Source organism: Hydrogenophaga laconesensis (assembly GCF_031457235.1).
Taxonomy (GTDB): Bacteria; Pseudomonadota; Gammaproteobacteria; order Burkholderiales; family Burkholderiaceae_C; genus Hydrogenophaga; species Hydrogenophaga laconesensis.
The window spans coordinates 459,673-477,887 of record NZ_JAVDWE010000001.1 but is presented as its reverse complement, the minus strand read 5'-3'; the positions used below and the strand labels follow the sequence as shown (position 1 = coordinate 477,887).

The following is an 18,215-nucleotide window of genomic DNA, read 5'->3' as shown; positions in this document are numbered from 1 at the left end:
GTCAGTCTCTCACGATTTCGCGCCAGGAGATGCGGCCTTTCAATGCTGTCGCACCCAGGCCGGTCAGGTGCTTGATGAGGCCTCCAGTGGTGGCGGGGTCGGTGGCGCCACCTGTTCCACTGCCGGTGTCTCCCGAGCCTCCAATGAAGATGATGACGCGTCCAGGGGCACCCATGGGCAACGCTTCCGTGGGAATGCCGACACCCAGGTCCACAGAGCCAATGTAGCCCACCGTGCCATTGGCAGCGGTCAGGGTGTCGTTCGAGAAATTGTTGTCGCGATTGATATCGAGCAGGCCCAATGTGAAGGCGGCTCCGCTGAAAGGACTGACCACATTGAGGTAGCCCCTGCCCCCAGGCACGCACGGGTCGTCCGGCACGGGATACATCGAACTGACTGTCAGGCCGGGGACGGCGAAGTTGACGACTTTGGCGCCTGTGGTGATGCGCTCTCCATCCACCGGAGTGGTGAAGTCCATGTACCAGCCGCTCATACCGACCATGTCGTTGGGTGCGGCGGTGGAGAAGGTTCGACTGGCAAGGCCACCAACCACTCCCGTGGCAGTGATCGTGCGGGCGCGCAATGCGCCGGCAGCACGGCTACTGTTGATGGGAGTAAGTACATCCCCCATCACGCCGTACCAGGTCTGCCGCTGCCTGTCGCTTGTGTCGCCGTTCTTGAAATAGGAGCCGGTTCCAAAGAAGACAAACACCCGGTTGCGATTGGGATCGCCATTCTGGGTGTTCACGATCGCATTCATCGGGGCGGTGATGGGCTGCGCCGCACCGGTATGGTCGCGCGCCTGGAAAAGTGGCGCGCCGCTGTAAGCCACATGCCAGCTGTCCGGATCGTTCGAGGTCAGGTCGAATTTCCAGACATTGCCATGCAGGTCCCCGGCAAACACATAGTCGGCCGTGCCATCGTTGTTGGCGTCATAGATGCCTGGGCCGGCCAGCCCGTTGTCTCCGGCGACCAGGGTGTCGATCTGCCTCACCCGGTTGAGCGTGCCATCGGCGTTGATAATGAAGATGTAGAGAACCGCTCTTTGGCTGGTGCTGTCGTACCCGTTGCCGACAATGACTCCCAGCCTTCCGTTGTTCAATCTGGCAATGGTGGGGCGGCCCAGCATCTTGCCCAGGTTGGCATCGGCGGCGGCGGCGGTGCTGCCCGCCGGGGTGTATTCCCACAGGAACGAGCTGGTGCCAAAGGTAGACGGCGCAGTGACGTTGAGCGAGAACAGGCCTTTTCCACCACGTCCGAGAAGGCTGTAGAGGTAGCTGTTGTTGTTGGACGCCGCGCTCCGGTCCGACACCACCACATCGCCGTCCACGTAGTAGTCATGGACATAGCCCGTGGCAGATAGACTGCGCAGACGTGACACCGATTGGCGTGGCGCAAACGCGAACAGTTCCCGGCCGTCGTTGCCGCGGAAGGCGTGCAGCATGCCATCGTTGGCACCCACGTACACGACGTCGGTGTTCCGGTCGTAGTAGGGTGATGAGTGCACGATGTCGCCCAAGGCGCTGCCTCGGTCGCGCAGCGCACCACCGTTCTGGACTTCTGCAGTGCGCCTGCCCATCAGGTACTCAAGCACGGTGCTGCTGCCCAGCGCAGCCTGATCCGAAACGGAGAGGCTGCCGAAGTTGCTGAGCCTGACGGTGCTGGAATCGGAGGTGCGCATGAAGATGTTGCGCTCGTTCCATGCCGGCATGGCCAAGCCGGCCTGCCATGATGGAGTGGTTCCCACCCCGTTGACCGTGGCGGGATAGGCGACCAGGTCGCCAGACCAGCGTTGTGTGTTGAACACGGCCTGGTAGAGCCGGGATGACGAGGAAATGCTGGTGCTGTTGGCAGACACGTTACTCGCGCTGCTTGAGCGCGCGGCGATGTTGTCCAACGTCTTCTTGAGCGATTCCTTGAGCTTGAGCGGGTTTTGAACCAGGAAGTAGGTGTCGGGCACGCCATCGCCGTCGGCATCCCACTCGCTGTTCAGATCGGGCAGATGGTTGCTGTTGCTGTCGACCATGCCCCCCCATTTGGCGGCATACCACAGAGGGTCCTTGAGCAGCGTGGCGCCTGTAGCCGTGCCTGGGCTGAAGGTACGGGTGGCCGTGTCTCCGCCACTGCTGGCACCGAGATAGGGCAAGCGGTTACAGGCGGAGGGTACGGTAGTTCTGTCGCAATAGCCCGGCAGTTGGCCAGGTGGGGTGTTCAGGAAGTAGGGGGTCGTGTCGCTTTCATCCTGGACCTCGAGGTACACACCGTCAGCCGAAGTGCCGGAGATGATGTAGCCCATGCGGTGCTGAATGCCACCAGCCTGATAGATCGGGCGAAGGGTGACGGTCACTGTGTTGTTCGCATTCGCACTGATTGTGTACTCGACGATGGCGTCCATGTCGTGATCGGCACCCTGTTCCACGTCCTCGTAGTTGATCCGGAACTTGGCGTAGTACCTGCCACCGTTCACCGCAGGGTTCGCGTCCGCCGCCCCGGAGTTGACGATTTCTTCAACGTACAGATCAACGATCTGGTTGGTTGGCTGATAAGCCCCTTTCGCATTGGAAATCCCGCTGCCACTGACGGACTTGGCAAAGGGCACCAGGGTGATGCGACGGTCATTAGCCATGGGCACCTCGATGCGGGGCAGGGGCGATGCGAGGGCCACCACGAATGAGTCCACGCTCTGTCTGCCTGCAAGGTCGGTCCGAAGATCGGAGCGTTTGCCGAAGGCCGCTACGGACGCAGAGTAGTAACTGCCCTGTTTGGTGGGCTCTTCCGGTGCAAGGCCTCGGATGTTGCCCAGGCTGTTGACCTGCTTGGGAGATGGAGCGGAATCGAACACCCCGCCCGATTGACCGATGAATCGGTTCCCGGGCACGCCAGGCTCACGCGACGTGATGTTGTCGGCCTCGGTCAGTGCATTGAACCCACTCAAGTCGCCGGTGACCGTCGATGGAGCGAAAGTGGGCGTAAGGGCGCCCGGGACCTGATCGGAGTCGTAGGAAACATTGATGTCCGAGATGACGAGCATGTTGCCGCGCGCACACATGGGCGCCCGGGCCGCACCGCTGTTGGCGGAATAGGGATCGTCCCATGTGGCGTTGGACAACCCCACTTCCGCGTCTACGGTCGTCGACCCCATGAAGGCGGTGGTCGCGCTTCCTCGCCCTGCAAAGTAGCGCAGGGACTCGTACATCATTTCCCCGATCGGATTGCCCCAGTCCGGGAACTCGCCCACGTTGGGGGCACGTGTGGTGACCCAGCCGCCCCGGTACTGCTGGCTGGTGTTGCCGTTGTTGTAGTCCCGAATGCGCAGGCGATCGAACGTCCTGACGATGGTCGCGTTGGCGGTGAACTGGCCTGTGCTGGCGTTGACCTCATCTGCGAAGGAGGAAATCACCTTGCGCAGGCGTCCTCCCGCCATGCTGTTGTCGTAGCTACCACTGAGCATGCCGAACAGCATCGAGTTGTTTTCGCCATATTCATGAAGTAGCCCGACTGGCTTGTACTGGCCGTTCGGATACAGCTTGCAGCCACCCGTGAAGCCGGTTCTGCAGGCTTCCACTCGCACGGTCCGGTCGGTGCGTGTACCGCCATGCGAGCCGTCCAGCACGGGGCGCTCCTTGGATGCCCATTCCCAGACTCGCCGGTTCGAATCGGTGACGACGGATAGCAGTGGTGGTAGGTTGCTGCAGTTGTCCAGCGTGGCGCAGTTGGTACCAGCATTGGCCGTGAGGTTGCCAAAGAAGTGACGGCGGTTGGTCGCAGGTTGGGCGAGTGGCGTGTAGTCGCTGATGCGGTACCCATCCACTGTCGCGCTGGTGTACTCCTTGGCCCACGAATGCGCGTCCTGGGGAATATAGGCTCGACGCAGAATGGTGCTGCTCGTGCTGTCCACTTCGCGCGCGCCGCCATAGAGCACCACCCGCATCGCGTCGATGCGGCTCGTCGTGACGTAGTTCAGCCAGTTGCCAGACCAACGATCGGGCGTGGATGGCTGGGTGCATCTGTAGGCGTCAGCCGCGGTCGTCGTGGCAACAGGTCTGAAGCGGCCTGAATTGGTGGCATCGTTGTTGTGCGTGTAGCACAGCTCGGAATTGAACAACCCGAAGTAGGTGATGCTCGGCTTGTAGCGCACATCGAGCACACCGTCGCCATCGATGTCGCTGGCGTCGTTGTAAGCCTCGTAGAAAAAGCGGTGATCCTTGCCCGCCACCAGCATGACCAGTGGGCTGACACTCTGTTGCACCGACAGCGGCACATTGGGAATGACCAGCGCATGCGAAGCCATGGCCAAGAAGCTGCTGAGGCCGACCGATCCCCATCGGAGAGCGGTCATGGTGCGTGTGATGGAGCCCATGGGGATACTTCCTTTCGTTCCTGTATTGGATGTCCTGCGTCAGTCGGAGGCATAAAGCGACTGGACCATGACGGCGGCCCGACCATTGCCCCCGGCCCGGGCAGTTACGCGGTAGCGTTTGCAAACAGGGGGCGCTGAGGGGTCAAGCCCACAGGGGAAACCTGATCCGAGGTATTCGACAAAGTACTGGGGCGTCACGGCAAGCGAGCCTGTGCCCACGGTGGCAGCATTCGCCCAGCCCGTGAACGCCGTGTCCAGCCAACGGGGTGTGGCCGCGCCGGCCAATGCGGGAGGGCAGGCCCGGACGCTGTAGATACCTGACGAGAAGGTGCTGCATGCGCCACTCAAAGGTTCCGGCTTGACCTGATCTATGCCGTTCTCCGCTTCCCTCAGCGCAGCTTCTGCCGCCTGGAATGTCAGCGTGCGGTCGTAGGCATATCCGGCCATCTTCTCTTCTTGGAGAATCATCCGGACGCCTGCCAGGCCCAGCAATGACATGATCACCACCATGATCAATGCGACGATCAATGCCACGCCCTTTTCGGTGCGACGGTAAGACGGGTAGGACTTTCGCTGCATGTCAAAGGTCCCTGTTGCGCAACGAGGCAACCACGATAAGTTGTCGCTGGATGCGCTGTCCATCCGATCCGACGGCCTCAGCGGTATTCAAGCTCAAGGTCAGGCGAGCAGCCACCACTTCTGCGGTGGTGCTGGTCCAGCCGGCATTGAAGTTGGCGTGGGAGGCTGGAACCCAGGCCGTGCCCAGAACGTTGCCTGTGTCACGGTTTCGCGTGAGGTAGTCAATCTGCAGGTTGTCGACCCCGGGTGACATTTCTTCCCGCAAGGTCACCAGCTGCCCTCCGGCGTCCAGGCCCATTCTTGCGCGGAACAGGGACCGGCCTCCCTGGCCATTGATACCCACGTACCAGAACGCTGGATCCCAACGAGCGATGGTTGCATCGGGATCAAATGTCTTGGCGACCGGCGTGGCGCATTGCGCTTGCACGCTGCCCAGTGCCGTGGAACAGTTGAGCGGAGCACCTCCATATTGAACCGTGGAAGGCGTGCTGGTGACGGTCCGGATCTGGAACAGAGCGCTGCTTCTGCCGTCGCACACCAACGCCACATCGGAATTGGTAAAGGTGGTCGGCGAAGAGAAGGCAAAGCTGGTCGTGCCAGCGTCATGAGAGGTAATCTGCCGGAAAGACAGCTCGTCGCCTGCGGGACGGAGCATCACGATGGCGTCCGTGCCGGTCACGCGGTCTGTCGGGCTTGTGCCGATGGCTACGATGTCGGCGCTGTCCTGGGTATCGTCGTAGCCTCGCAGCATGCCTGCGTCGGTGTTGGCCCACCACGTCACGTTGGGTGATCCTGTGGTGCGCAGCACATTGGCCGTCAGCCGGGTGCCGCACGGAACCAATCCGGCCTCTCTGATTTCTCGAGCCATGATCTCGAATGAGAAGCGTGCGCCCTCCTGAAGTCTGGCGAGATTTTCATTGACTCGGAGTGTCTGACGTGTGGTCACGACAACGCTCAGCACGCCGCCAATGAGGATCAGCCCCAAGGTCATGGCCACCAGAAGCTCGACCAAGGTGAGCCCGCGTTGCCGCAACGGCTTTGAACGATGACTGCGGCGGCTCAGACGGTGAGTTGTGGAATGTGGCATGGCGTGCTTCAAACCCGCGAGCTGATGACGAGTGTCTGATTGGCCAGTCCACCGCTGAGACTGTCGTCCCAGCGAATCTGGACGGTGCACGCATAGTCTGCATCGCACGCGATATGCGCGCAGGTGGTGTTGTCGTCGGCACGCCCGATGTTCTGCTTCACAGACGTCAGCCATGCTCTGCGAGATGTTTCCGCCAGGCTGGTTCCATTGAAGGCATTCGGGTTGCAGATGAAGTCGCTTCCGGTGTTGTAGCTCCCGCCTTTGGCGCTTTCCCTGTCCACCCGCATCACATCGATCACGTAGTGGCTGAGCATGACGGCTTGCGCACGTTGCCCGCTGCTCACATTGCCTTTCACCGCCCGGGATTGAAGGGCCGCCATGCCGAGTAGCCCGAGGCTGAGAATCAGCACGGCCACCAGCACTTCGATCAGTGAGGCCCCACGTGAATCCTGACGTCGGGTGCAATGGTTGGATCGGTGAGTTTTTTTCATCTCGGATCAGGGATTGGGACAGTTGTTGGCTACGTTGGCGGGACGTACAACGTTGATTTGCCCGGCGGTGGTCAGCACGATGTCACGTGCCCTCGTGTCATTTCTCAGGGCGTCGCTGGAGCTGCATACCCGCAAGGTGCCGGCTTGAATACCTCCGCCCATGAGGCGTGGCCTACCGTCTGCAGCGAATGAAACGTAGTTTGCGACCTGCGCGGAGCCCGCCACGGATGCACCAGTTCCCGGGGTTGTGATCCGCGTGAGAATGGTTTCCCCGGTGTCCACAGCCGCGTCGGCCCCGCTTCGGGTGGTATCTCCAAACACAATCCAGCCTCTGTCCCAGCCGACGCCTGTGGTGGTATCGCATTGGGTTCCGTTGGTGCTTCTGCATACCGTAACCCGCGCTCCCGTGCGAATGGCCTGCGCTCGAGCTTGCTGAATGCTCCCGAGCAACTCGTTGCTGACAGAGGTCAGTCGGCTGGAGGCGGTCATTCCCTGAAAGTTCGGGGCAGCAATGGCCAGCAGGATGGCGAGCACACTGACGGCCACCATCAATTCGATCAGCGTGACGCCGCGATGGCCAGACTGACGCGGCCATGAAGCGGATTGGCGGACATTTCCCATTCCGCCAGTCTGCCTGTTACAGCTGCTAACGCTCCGAGAGACCCGATGAAAGACAGGAGCCTCGCGACGAGCGGGAAAGCGTTTCAAGTGCGCGTGCGATTGGCCGCATTCAGCGTCGAACTTCGTCGACCAGAGCCCTGAATTCGTCGATGTCTTCGAAGCTCCGGTAGACGCTGGCAAACCGGATATACGCCACCTTGTCGAGTTTTTTCAGCTCGCGCATCACCATCTCGCCCAGGCGGGCGGCGGGCACCTCCCGCGCACCGAGGTTAAGCAGCTTTTCCTCGATGCGTTCGATCGCCGCATCGACCTGCTCCGTACTGACCGGGCGTTTGCGCAGTGCCAGCGAAAACGACGCCCGCAGCTTGGCGGGCACGTAGTCCACCCGTCGCCCGTCCTTCTTGACGACCGCGGGAAAGCTCACTTCGGGGCGCTCGTAGGTCGTGAACCGCTTCTCGCAGTGGCCGCACTGGCGGCGGCGGCGGATGAAATCCGCGTCTTCAGACACGCGGGTTTCAACCACCTGGGTTTCAAGATGGCCGCAAAACGGGCATTTCATGCGGTGTGCACGCCCGCTGGGCGGCCGAAAGGCGTCATTTGTAGACGGGGAAACGCGCCGTCAGGGCATTGACCTTGGCGCGAACGGCTTCGATGTTGGCCGGGTCGCGCGGGTTGTCCAGCACGTCGGCAATCAGGTTGGCCGTCAGGCGCGCCTCGTCGTCCTTGAACCCGCGCGTGGTCATGGCCGGGGTCCCGATGCGCACGCCGCTGGTGACCATCGGCTTTTCCGGGTCGTTCGGGATGGCGTTCTTGTTGATCGTCATGTGCGCACTTCCCAGCACAGCCTCGGCTTCCTTGCCGGTGATGCCCTTGGCGCGCAGGTCGACCAGCATCACATGGCTCTCGGTGCGGTCACTGACGATGCGCAGGCCTCGTGAGGTCAGGGTTTCGGCGACGATGGCCGCATTTGTCAGCACTTGCTGCTGGTATGCTGTGAATTCTGGCGAGAGGGCTTCCTTGAATGCCACTGCCTTGGCGGCGATCACATGCATCAGCGGGCCACCTTGCAGGCCAGGGAAGATGGCACTGTTGATCGCCTTCTCATGCTGCGCCTTCATCAGGATGATGCCGCCGCGCGGGCCGCGCAGGCTTTTGTGGGTGGTGGAGGTGACCACGTCGGCGTGTGGCACCGGGTTGGGGTAGACCCCTGCCGCAATCAGGCCTGCGTAGTGCGCCATGTCCACCATGAAGATGGCGCCCACGTCCTTGGCGACCTTGGCGAAACGGGCGAAGTCGATGCGCAGGCTGTAGGCCGAGGCACCCGCGATGATCAGCTTGGGCCTGGTTTCGTGGGCCTTGCGCTCCATGGCGTCGTAGTCGATCTCTTCCTTGTCGTTGAGGCCGTAGGACACAACGTTGAACCACTTGCCGCTCATGTTGAGGGCCATGCCGTGGGTGAGGTGGCCACCTTCGGCCAGGCTCATGCCCATGATGGTGTCACCGGGCTTGAGGAAGGCCAGGAAGACAGCCTCGTTCGCGGAAGCGCCACAGTGCGCCTGCACGTTGGCGGCCTCGGCACCGAAGAGCTGCTTGGCCCGGTCGATGGCGAGCTGTTCAGCGACGTCGACGTATTCGCAGCCACCGTAATAGCGTTTGCCAGGGTAGCCTTCAGCGTACTTGTTGGTGAGCTGCGTGCCTTGGGCGGCCATGACGGCAGGCGAGGCGTAGTTCTCGCTGGCGATGAGCTCGATGTGGTGTTCCTGGCGCGCGTTCTCGGCCTGGATGGCAGCAAACAGTTCGGGGTCGGTTTGCTGGATGAGGATATTGCGGTCGTACATGGCAGTCCTTCAAGACGTGGAACCTTGCGCGGTGACAAGGGCTGCCCAGGCGAACGGCTGAACACCCGGTCCTGAAGACCGGGCGGTACGCTTCCCAGTGGTTGTCCCTGGTGCCGATCACGAATCGGCCAGGGGGGCCACGTCAGCGGCATCCTCCGGCTGACATGAGCCGGGGTGCGCACCTATCGCCAGTTGCGTACCCGGCTAGTTTAGCCGAGGCTGGAAGTGAGGTTGCCGCGACGGCCTGCCGACACTGTGCGTGTTCCCGCGATCAGGAGCGCGACAGGGCGGGGCTCGAAGGCAGTGCGCCCGGCGTCGCCGGTCCCTCGGCTTCGATTTCGCCTCCCGGCGGTGCGACCGGAGCAGGCGTTGCGGGTGCCACCACGGTGGTGGGGCGGGGCTGAGGCAGGCGCTGCATAGGCTTGCCCAGCGCGACGCTCTGGATTCGCATGTGCTCGGCCATCACCTTGTTGATGTACCAGCTGCCATCGGTGGTGACAGCACCGACATACAGGCGCAGCCCACCTTCCACGGATCCGGCCCGTTTGATGGCTTCCTGCAGCACGCGAGCACCGACACGCAGGTTGGACACCGGATCGAAGGCGGCCAGCTGGCCGCCGAAGTCGTTGTACTTGTCGGTGTGCACGCGAGTCAGCACCTGCATCAGCCCCTGTGCACCGACAGGACTCTGGGCAAAGGGGTTGAAACGCGATTCGACCGCCATCACCGCGAGGATGAGCGTGGGGTCGAGCTTGGCCTTCTCGCCCACCTCAAACGCCTCGGCGACGAGGACACTCAGCGGTTCGGGGGCGACGCGGTACTTCCGGCTCAGCCAGTAGGTCACGTTGGCCTGCTGCTTGGGCAGCTCGTCTGGCTGTGCGGCGGTCACGCGGTCGATGGCGCTCGGCTCGGCGGTGTAGACCGCGTCGGCGGTGGCGGCTTCCTGCCGTTCCAGCAGCCAGCCCAGCAACTGCTCCTCTGCACTGGCGCGCAGATCGGCACGCGCGCTCAGGGTGATGAGCGCCACGGCGGCCAGCGTGCCCAGCAGGGCAAGGCTGTTGTGGGTGATGTCGAAGAAGCCTTGGTAGGCGTCTGCAACAGCGGTCTTGATGGATGCCACGGCACGTGAGGTGCTCTCGGGTGGCGTTGCGTCATGCGCGGTCATTCATCGCTCCTTTCTGCGTCGGCCTGCCCGTGGGAGCTGGGCCGACTGGATTGGTCGCCATCGACGGCCCGATCCATGAAGGAGCGGTCGAGTTAGCCGGTGAGGCAGCGGTCGGGTTTACCCTCCAAACGGGCAAAACTGGCGCATCCTATGGACTTATTAATATCGAGTCAATGTTTAAGAATTGGTTCAAGCCTACTTTTCGATATAAAAAATTGGGCATACCGGCGGGTCGAACTGCTTTGCTAGCGGCAATGCGCGTGTTTGCGGGCCTCCCGGGAAGGCGGGCACCAACCTACCGTTTATCGGCTGATTAGCACCTTTCATGTGCCAAAACGTGGTTTCGGGGTGTCCGAATGATGCTTCGTGCCTTGATTGAAAATCTGCATGGTGACGGGGGATGCCGGCTCTTGATCGTGGCGAACAACCGGAGTAATCTGCAGTCGTCTGTCTGAAGACAGGCACAAGCTGACGACGCGGAGAACCGCAAGTCAGCCCCCAACGGGAGCAATCTGTTGCTTCCAGGCTGGAGAGACATCCAACTCCCTCCGCCAAAGCCGACGGCAAGAGCATCTAGCCCGCCGTCAACCCCGGCAGGCCATGCTTGCCGGGGTTTCTTTTTTGTGTTCCATGTATGTGCGTCCGGGTGGTGTCCCTGGAGTTCGACGACACTCGCGGGATGAGTTGGCAACCATGCGCATGATGAACACGATCCTCTCCCGATTGCCCGGGGGCCGATGGGCAAGGCGGCTCTTGCGGGCGCTTCTCGGGCTCCTCATTCTCTGGGCCGTGGCCTGGCTTGCCATGCCACCTCTGTTGAAGTGGCAGATCGAGAAGCAGGGCAGTGCCGTCTTGGGACGTGTGGTGACGGTGGAGAGGGTGGACTTCCGTCCCTGGTCGCTCGAGCTGACGGTGGATGGCCTGCGGGTTGCTGGGGCGAATGGCGGCGAGCAGTTCTCGCTCTCACGTTTCCATGTGGACGCCGAGCTTCAGTCGCTGATCCGGCTGGCGCCCGTGATCGATGCGGTGGAACTGGATCGGCCCAGGCTGGAGGTGCGCCACTTGGGCGAAGGCCGCTATGACGTCGATGACGTGCTGGCGCGGCTACGCCCGGCGGATGACAAACCCGCTTCCGATCCTCTGCAGTTTGCCCTGTTCAACGTCCGGGTGTCGGACGGCGAGCTTGTGTTCGTGGACGACGGTGCGGGTGTTACCCATCAATTGAGAGGGCTGTCTCTGGGCGTGCCTTTTCTCAGCAATCTGGCATCGCGTCGCGACGTGGTGACGCAGCCGCACCTCGCGTTCACGCTCAATGGCAGCACCTTTGATTCGAGGGCAGACACGACACCCTTCGCACGCACGCGCGACACCGATGCCAGCCTGGACATCCCGTCGCTGGATCTGGCGCCTTATCTGCCCTACTGGCCAGCGGCCTGGCCCGTGAGGCCCGAAGCCGGTGTGCTGGAGCTGGCGCTCAAACTGGCCTTCGAGCAACAGGACACGCCCCGCCTCTCCCTGTCAGGAACGGCCGCGCTGTCGGGGTTGCGCGTGGTCGAGCGGGTCGGGTCATCGGGACAGGCGGACCTGCTGGCCTGGGAGCGGCTGGGCGTCAGCCTGAACCGTCTTGAGCCCTTGGCGGGACTGGCAGATCTCGCGTCCATCGAACTGAAGACACCCGCGGTGGCGATCTCCCGCGACGCGGCGGGGCTTCTCAACCTGCAACGCGTGGCTCAAGGATGGACGGGAGGCGCTACCGCCCAGACGCCGCCCACGGCCGCTTCATCGGCCTCGCCCCCCTCGCCACCCTGGAAGGTCAGCGTGGCCCGCCTCGACATCGATGGTGGAACCGTGCGCTGGGCGGATGCCGCAGTCAGGCCCGCCGCGGACCTGGCCCTCGAGGCGCTGCGCGTGAGTGCCCAGGCGTTGACCTGGCCGGTGCAGGCGCCTGTGCCTTTCGAACTGTCTGCCCGTCTGGGGGAGACGCCACTGACGCTCAAGGGTTCGGCAACCGATGCCGAAGCCAACGCGCAACTGGCACTGGGTGAGTTGCAGTTGTCCACCTTTGCACCTTACGCCGCCGATGTGCTGTTGCCTGAGCTGGATGGCCGACTGGTGACCGAGATGCAACTGGAGTGGCGTGCCGCGTCGGCCGATCAACCCATGGGGTTGAAGCTGAATGCCAGTCGCTTCGAGCTCAACGATGCGCGGCTGGGCGCCAGCCGGCAACCCCAGGCCAGCGTTCGCTCGCTGAAGGTGCAGGATGTTCGCGTGGACCTGGCTGCCAGCACGGTCGAGGTCGGGTCGGTGGTGCTCAATCGGCCGCAGGTGCGCGCCTTGCGGGACAAGGATGGGCGATGGATGGTGGATCGGTGGATGAAGGCGCCGGCCTCCGGCGTGGCTTCTCCGGCGCCAGCACCGAAAAAGGCCGAGGCCCCGCCATGGCGTGTGACGCTGGCCGATGTGCAGATGGACGCGGGTTCCGTTGCCTACGAAGACTTGGCCACGTCGCAACCCGTGCGGCTCGAGCTCAGCCAGATCCAGCTGCGCGCGAAAAACCTGCAGCCGCTGGAGCGCAGCCAGCCGGACATGCCTGTCTCGCTGCAACTGCGCATGGGCGAAACGCGGGGCAACCGGGCTGAGCCGGGGCGGCTGGTGCTCGATGGCACCTTGCGCCTGCCCGGGGCGGGTACGCGCGACGCCGACAGCTTGCGCGCCCGGCTGAAGGTGCAGGCCGACCGTTTGCCGGTGCATGCGCTGGAGCCTTATTTTGGAGACCGGCTGAACCTGGACCTGCTGCGGGCCGACACCAGCTACCGGGGCACGGTGGAGGCGTCGCTGCCATCCGCCGGTTTGAGACTGGCGGTGGCCGGCAACGTGTCGCTGGACGATTTCAGCGCCAGCACACAGTCACCTGCTGAGGACTTGCTGGCCTGGAAGTCGCTGCAGTTGCGGGGTCTGCAGCTTGCCGTGGCGCCGGGACAAGTCACCCGCGTCTCGGTGGACGAGACCGTGTTGAGCGACTACTACGCGCGCCTCATCATTGATGAGACGGGCCGCATCAATCTGCAGGGTCTGGTGAAACACGAGGACCCGCCGGCCGCAGGCGCCGTGCCAGTGACTCCTGCGGCTCCGGCTGCCCCCGCGGCAACGCCGCCAGCCACCACGGCCAGCGCTGTTCCCGACCCGGACATCCGCTTCGGGCCGATCAGCCTGATGAACGGCCGCGTGCTGTTCTCCGACCGGTTCATCAAGCCGAACTACTCGGCCAACCTCAGCGAGCTCACGGGCAGCCTGAGCGCATTCGCGAGTGTGCCGCCGGGCGGCGCTCCCCAGATGGCCGATCTCACGTTGCGTGGTCGCGCCGAAGGCACGGCCGCGCTGGAGATCGACGGCAAGCTGAACCCGTTGGCACAGCCCCTGGCACTGGACATCCTGGGTCGCGTGCGCAACCTGGAATTGCCACCCCTGTCGCCCTACAGCGTGAAGTACGCGGGCTATGGCATCGAGCGCGGCAAGCTCAGTGTGGATGTGGCGTACAAGATCGAACCGAATGGCCAGCTCACCGCCACCAACCAGATCATCCTGAATCAGCTCAGTTTCGGTGACCGCGTGGCCGGCAGTGAAGCGCCGAACCTGCCGGTGAAGCTCGCAGTGGCACTGCTGGCCGACCGCAATGGCGTGATCGACATCAACCTGCCCGTCAGCGGATCGCTCAACGATCCGCAGTTCAAGCTCGCACCGCTCATCTTCCGGCTCATCTTCAACCTGATCGGGAAGGCCATCACCTCGCCCTTCGCTCTCATCGCAGGGGCGTTCGGTGGTGGCGGCGAAGAAATGAACCAGGTTGCCTTTGCGCCAGGCAGCAAGTCCCTCGACGGCGCAGCCCGGCAACGGCTGGACGCCGTGGCCAAGGCCCTGGCCGATCGGCCTGCGCTGCAACTCACTGTCGTGGGACATGGCGATCTGGAGGCCGAGCGCAGCGGCTACCAGCGGGCGCGGCTGGATGAGCGTGTGCTGGCGGAAAAGCGCCGACTCCTCGCGCGCGAGGGGACTGCCATCAGCGATTCATTGACGGTGGGCGCCGCCGAGTATCCCGCGCTGCTCAAAGAGGTGTATCGACGAGCCGACATTCCCAAACCACGCAATCTGGTGGGCATGGCCAAGGACATTCCGCAGACGGAAATGGAAGCCTTGCTGCTGGCGTCGATTCCCGTGTCGTCCGATGCCATCCGAGAACTCGCTGTCGCAAGAGGTGTGGTTGTCAAGGACTATCTGGCCAGCCGCCAGCTCGCTGAAGAACGCATGTTCCTGGGGGCGCCCCAGCTGGGCAACCAGGGTGAGAAGTGGCAGCCGCAGGCCGAGCTCAGACTGGCCCCGAGATAACCTGCGGGTTGCCCGATACCCCTTGGGCCAGGAGCGCGCCAACTGCGGCGACAATACGCGTTGGCCGCGCCGCCGTGGCGCAGGCATCCGAATCGACCGAATCGCCCTTTCCATGTCGCTGTTTTCCCTGCGAAAAAACCCGTCTTCGTCCAACGCCTCCGAATCTGCCGTGAACACGCCCCCGCCTCCCAAGCCGGCCAGCGCCAATGCTGCCCACCCCCTGGACGCCCTGACGGGTGGCGCATTTTCTGCGCCCACCTCGGGCGAGCGCGCCGCGCGTGTGCGTGAATGGCTGGCCACCGGGCCTGCACTGGAGCAGATGAACGAGGTGTTCAAGGAACTCTCGCACCGCGACCGGGGAGCGGCCAAGCCGCTGAAGGAAAAGCTCGACGAGCTCAAGCGTCAGAAGTCCCAGGAGCAGATGTCGGTGGAATGGGCGCAGAAGGCCGAGAGCCTGATCGCGCAGCCACGTCTCAACCTGGCCGATGCCCTGGCCTGGCAACGCGATGCCGCCCGTGCGGGCGCACCCCTCTCACGCGAGCCGCTGGCTGCGCTCCGCCACTCGCTCGGTGAGCGGGTGAAGGCCATCGAAGACCTGCAGCACCGCGTGCAGGTGGAGCGGGAAGCCGCTGTGCTCATTGCCCAGCGCATCGAAGTGCTGTCCACCAAACCCTGGCGCGATGCGCAGCAGATCGCCGAGACGCTGCGCACCGATGTAGGCCAATGGCAGCAGCAGGCGAGTGGTCTCTCGCAGGACCCGCAGTGGCCCAGCGTGGATGTGAAGTTCCCGCCCATGCTCGAAGCTTCGCGCCAGCAATTGCAATTGGTATGGGACGCCTTCGAGGCTGCACTCGCGCAGACCGTGGCCGCCGACGCCAACCCGCAGGCTCCCTTGCCTGCCGTGCCGGTGTGGGCCGATGAACTGCGCGCCGCGCGCGGGCAGGACGTGGCAGCGTCCACCGAAAAGGCGGCACAAGACACCGAGGCTCAAAAGGAAAAACGCGTCCGTGCGACGGCCGAGCTTGAACAGGCGCTGACGGTGCTGGAGCGTGAACTTGCCGAAGGCCATGGCAAGGCCACGCCCAAGGCGGCGGCCGACGTGCGTGGACTGCTCAAGAGCGTCGGCCGGCTGGTGCCCGCAGCGCTGGACGCGCGTGCTCAGGCCGCGCTGGGGCAGGCCGGTGAACTCGAAGGCTGGCAGCGCTGGCGCGCTGATCAGTTGCGCGAAGAGCTCGTGGCCAAGGCGGAAGCCTTGCTGCAGGCGCCCGAAGGCCAGCGCCTGGGTGGCCGCAAGATGCAGGAGACCCTGCGCAGCCTCCGTGACCAGTGGAAGACCACCGACCAGGGGGGGCAGCCCAACCATGCCCTCTGGAGGCGCTTTGACGAAGCCTGCACGGAAGCGCACAAGGTGGTGGAAGCCTGGCTGGTGCAGGTGCGCCAGCAGAGTGAGGCGCACAAGGCCCAACGCCTGTCCATCATCGAAGAGCTCAGGGCATGGACACTGGCACACGCGGACAGCACGGACTGGAAGGTTCAGGTGCGTGAACTGCATGCGTTCTCCGAACGCTGGCGCGAAGCGGGCCACCTGAGCGAAAAGGCCTTTGCCGATATCCAGCCGGTCTGGAAGGATGCGATGCACAAGGCGCATGAACGCCTCGAGGCGGCGCAGAGCGAGAGCACCGCGCGGCGTAAGGCGCTGATCGACGAGGCGGTTGCGCTGGGAGCTGCGCCTGTCTTGCGCATCGAGGCCGTCAAGGCGCTGCAGCAACGCTGGCAGACCGAAGCCCATGCCGTGCCGCTGGAACGCAAGCACGAACAGAAGCTCTGGGAAGCCTTCCGCCAGCCGATCGACGAGGCCTTTGCGCGCAAGAGCAGCGAGCGTGAGAAAGCCGCCAGTGCGCTCAGCGCACACGACCAGCGCGTGCTGGACGCCTCCCGTGCCCTGGATGCAGCAAGTGCCAGTGGCGATGCGCAACGCATCCGGGCCGCGATGAGCGAGCTGGAAGCCGCTCTCGCAGGACAGGCGGCCGCGCCGGCCGCAGCAGCTGCGCCCGAGGCCGCGGCTGCGCGGTCGGCTGTTGAAGCCGCTGCAACCATCCCTGAAGCCGATGCCGATGTGGCGCCGGCAGAATCCCCCGTTTCCGCAAAGCCGGCTGCGCCACCCAGGAAGCTGGTGGCGGTGCGTGGCGACGACCGACCAGGCATGAAGAAGTCCGAGCCCGCCTCGCGCGATGGCCGCGATACCCGTCGCGGCGACCGCGTGGATGGCCGGCGCGATGGAGCGCCGGGTCGGCCGGATGCTCGCGGTGGACGTGATGCGCGAGGTGCGGCCCCCTGGCGTGAAGAGCGCGAGCCTCGCGGCCCCCGCTTGGGTGACGCGGCATTCCGCGCGCAGCGGCAGGCGATCGAGGGCGCTCAAGCCAGCCTGCGCAAGCTCGCTGCACAGGCACATGGCGAGGTGCTCACACAGCTCATGACCGCATGGCAGCAACGCGACGCGGAGCAGCTGCCCACCGCGCAGGCCCTGGGCTCACGCGTCAGCGCCTCCAGCCGCGCGGCCTGGGCGTCCGCCCTGGGCAAGGCTGCGGCCCCCTTGTCGGGTGAAACGCTTCTGCGCCTGGAAATGGCCGCCGAGGTGCCGACACCGGCCGAGCATCTGAGCGATCGCCGCCTGTTGCAGCTCCAGCTGCTCACGCGCCGACATGCCGCTGCGCCGGCCGATACCTGGGTGGAAGATGTGGCATCGGTGCTGGGCTCTTCATTCGACGCGGCTGCAGAACGCCGTCTGCAGAATGTGCTGAAGGTGCTGCTGCGCCGCTGAACGTCAGCGCGCTGCCCGGAAGAAGCCGTCGTAGAGCGGTATCAATTCGGGAAACTCGATCGCGAAGCGTTCCCGGTTGACGAAGTACGCCTCGCAGGTCACGGCGAAGAACTCGGCGGCGTCTTTCGCGGCGTACTCATCCAGCCACGGTGTTTCGCCGCCGAAGCGTTCGGCCATCACCACCGCTTCGTGGAAGCGCTCGTAGCTTTGCTGCATGGTCCGTTGCCAGATCGCGTGAGCCTGGCTGCGGTCGCGCGTGCCCATGAAGCCCGAGGGCAGCGGCGGCGCGCCGTGAGGCGAGTCGCCCATTGGCATGCCATGCATGTCGAGCTTGTGGACGAACTCGTGGATCACGACGTTGTGGCCTTGCGCCGCACGCTCGCCGGCCTGGGCGACGTCTTCCCAGCTGAGCATCAACGGTCCCCGGTCCATGGCCTCGCCAGCGATCACCTCGTCGTAGTGGTGGACCACGCCTGCGACGTCGGTGGTCTTGCGCCGGGCGACTACGGCACCGGGTTGCACCACAATGCCCACGAAATCGTTGTACCAGTCGAGCAGGCGCAGGGGGTCACGCACCGGCTCACCCGAAAGGGCGTGCATGTGCAGCAACGGGAGACAGGCCTGGGCCGCGATCGCCAGCGCCATGGCGTCGGTGACGGACAGGCCATGGGCGCCGTGGAATTCCTTTTCGATCAGGAAGTGGGTGCAGAGCAGCCGTAACCGCTTCTGTTCCGAGACATCCAGCGCTTTCAGAAAGGGGTGTTGCGCGACGGCGGCGTTCCACAGGGCATCGGGTATCGGAGCAGGTCGGCGCAGCGCACGGGGGAGCCAGCGTTGGAGCAGATCAAGCATGCAGTCGCACTGGAAACG

Annotated in this window: 11 protein-coding genes and 1 riboswitch; of the genes, 2 read left to right on the top strand and 9 right to left on the bottom strand. The window is 64.0% G+C overall.

The window, feature by feature from the left end; all coding sequences use genetic code 11:
- Position 1: 1 nt before the first annotated feature.
- From J2X09_RS02285 to J2X09_RS02250, 8 genes are all read right to left on the bottom strand, one after another.
- Positions 2–4,360: a pilus assembly protein gene (locus tag J2X09_RS02285; RefSeq protein WP_310307245.1), complete on the bottom strand. Its 4,359-nt coding sequence runs from the start codon at positions 4,358–4,360 to the stop codon at positions 2–4.
- A gap of 39 nt (positions 4,361–4,399) precedes the next feature.
- Positions 4,400–4,939, bottom strand: coding sequence for a pilus assembly PilX family protein (locus J2X09_RS02280; RefSeq protein ID WP_310307243.1), 540 nt, complete (start codon positions 4,937–4,939; stop codon positions 4,400–4,402).
- 1 nt (position 4,940) lies between these two features.
- Positions 4,941–6,026, bottom strand: a complete 1,086-nt coding sequence (locus J2X09_RS02275; RefSeq protein WP_204731724.1) for a prepilin-type N-terminal cleavage/methylation domain-containing protein — start codon at positions 6,024–6,026, stop codon at positions 4,941–4,943.
- 8 nt (positions 6,027–6,034) lie between these two features.
- Entirely contained in the window at positions 6,035–6,517 is a 483-nt protein-coding gene (gene pilV, locus J2X09_RS02270; RefSeq protein WP_204731723.1) for a type IV pilus modification protein PilV, read from the bottom strand.
- A gap of 6 nt (positions 6,518–6,523) precedes the next feature.
- Positions 6,524–7,138 carry a GspH/FimT family pseudopilin gene (locus tag J2X09_RS02265; RefSeq protein WP_204731722.1) on the bottom strand — a complete coding sequence of 205 codons (615 nt, stop codon included), beginning with the start codon at positions 7,136–7,138 and terminating at the stop codon, positions 6,524–6,526.
- A 109-nt stretch (positions 7,139–7,247) separates the two neighbouring features.
- Positions 7,248–7,697 carry a transcriptional regulator NrdR gene (gene nrdR / locus J2X09_RS02260; protein ID WP_204731721.1) on the bottom strand — a complete coding sequence of 150 codons (450 nt, stop codon included), beginning with the start codon at positions 7,695–7,697 and terminating at the stop codon, positions 7,248–7,250.
- 34 nt (positions 7,698–7,731) lie between these two features.
- A complete protein-coding gene (gene glyA, locus J2X09_RS02255) occupies positions 7,732–8,976 on the bottom strand; it encodes a serine hydroxymethyltransferase (protein WP_204731720.1) in 1,245 nt (414 codons plus the stop codon).
- Positions 8,977–9,012: 36 nt separating this feature from the next.
- A riboswitch (ZMP/ZTP riboswitch) is annotated at positions 9,013–9,182 on the bottom strand.
- Between the two features lie 65 nt (positions 9,183–9,247).
- Positions 9,248–10,141: a lytic transglycosylase domain-containing protein gene (locus J2X09_RS02250; protein WP_204731719.1), complete on the bottom strand. Its 894-nt coding sequence runs from the start codon at positions 10,139–10,141 to the stop codon at positions 9,248–9,250.
- A gap of 600 nt (positions 10,142–10,741) precedes the next feature.
- On the opposite strand from J2X09_RS02250, the gene J2X09_RS02245 reads away from it, so the two are divergent.
- Positions 10,742–14,524, top strand: coding sequence for a DUF748 domain-containing protein (locus J2X09_RS02245; protein ID WP_445352000.1), 3,783 nt, complete (start codon positions 10,742–10,744; stop codon positions 14,522–14,524).
- A gap of 112 nt (positions 14,525–14,636) precedes the next feature.
- Entirely contained in the window at positions 14,637–17,345 is a 2,709-nt protein-coding gene (locus J2X09_RS02240; RefSeq protein WP_204731717.1) for a DUF349 domain-containing protein, read from the top strand.
- 3 nt (positions 17,346–17,348) lie between these two features.
- On the opposite strand, the gene J2X09_RS02235 is transcribed toward J2X09_RS02240, so the two are convergent.
- On the bottom strand, positions 17,349–18,197 hold the full coding sequence (locus tag J2X09_RS02235) for a M90 family metallopeptidase (RefSeq protein ID WP_204731716.1): 849 nt from the start codon (positions 18,195–18,197) through the stop codon (positions 17,349–17,351).
- Positions 18,198–18,215: the final 18 nt, after the last annotated feature.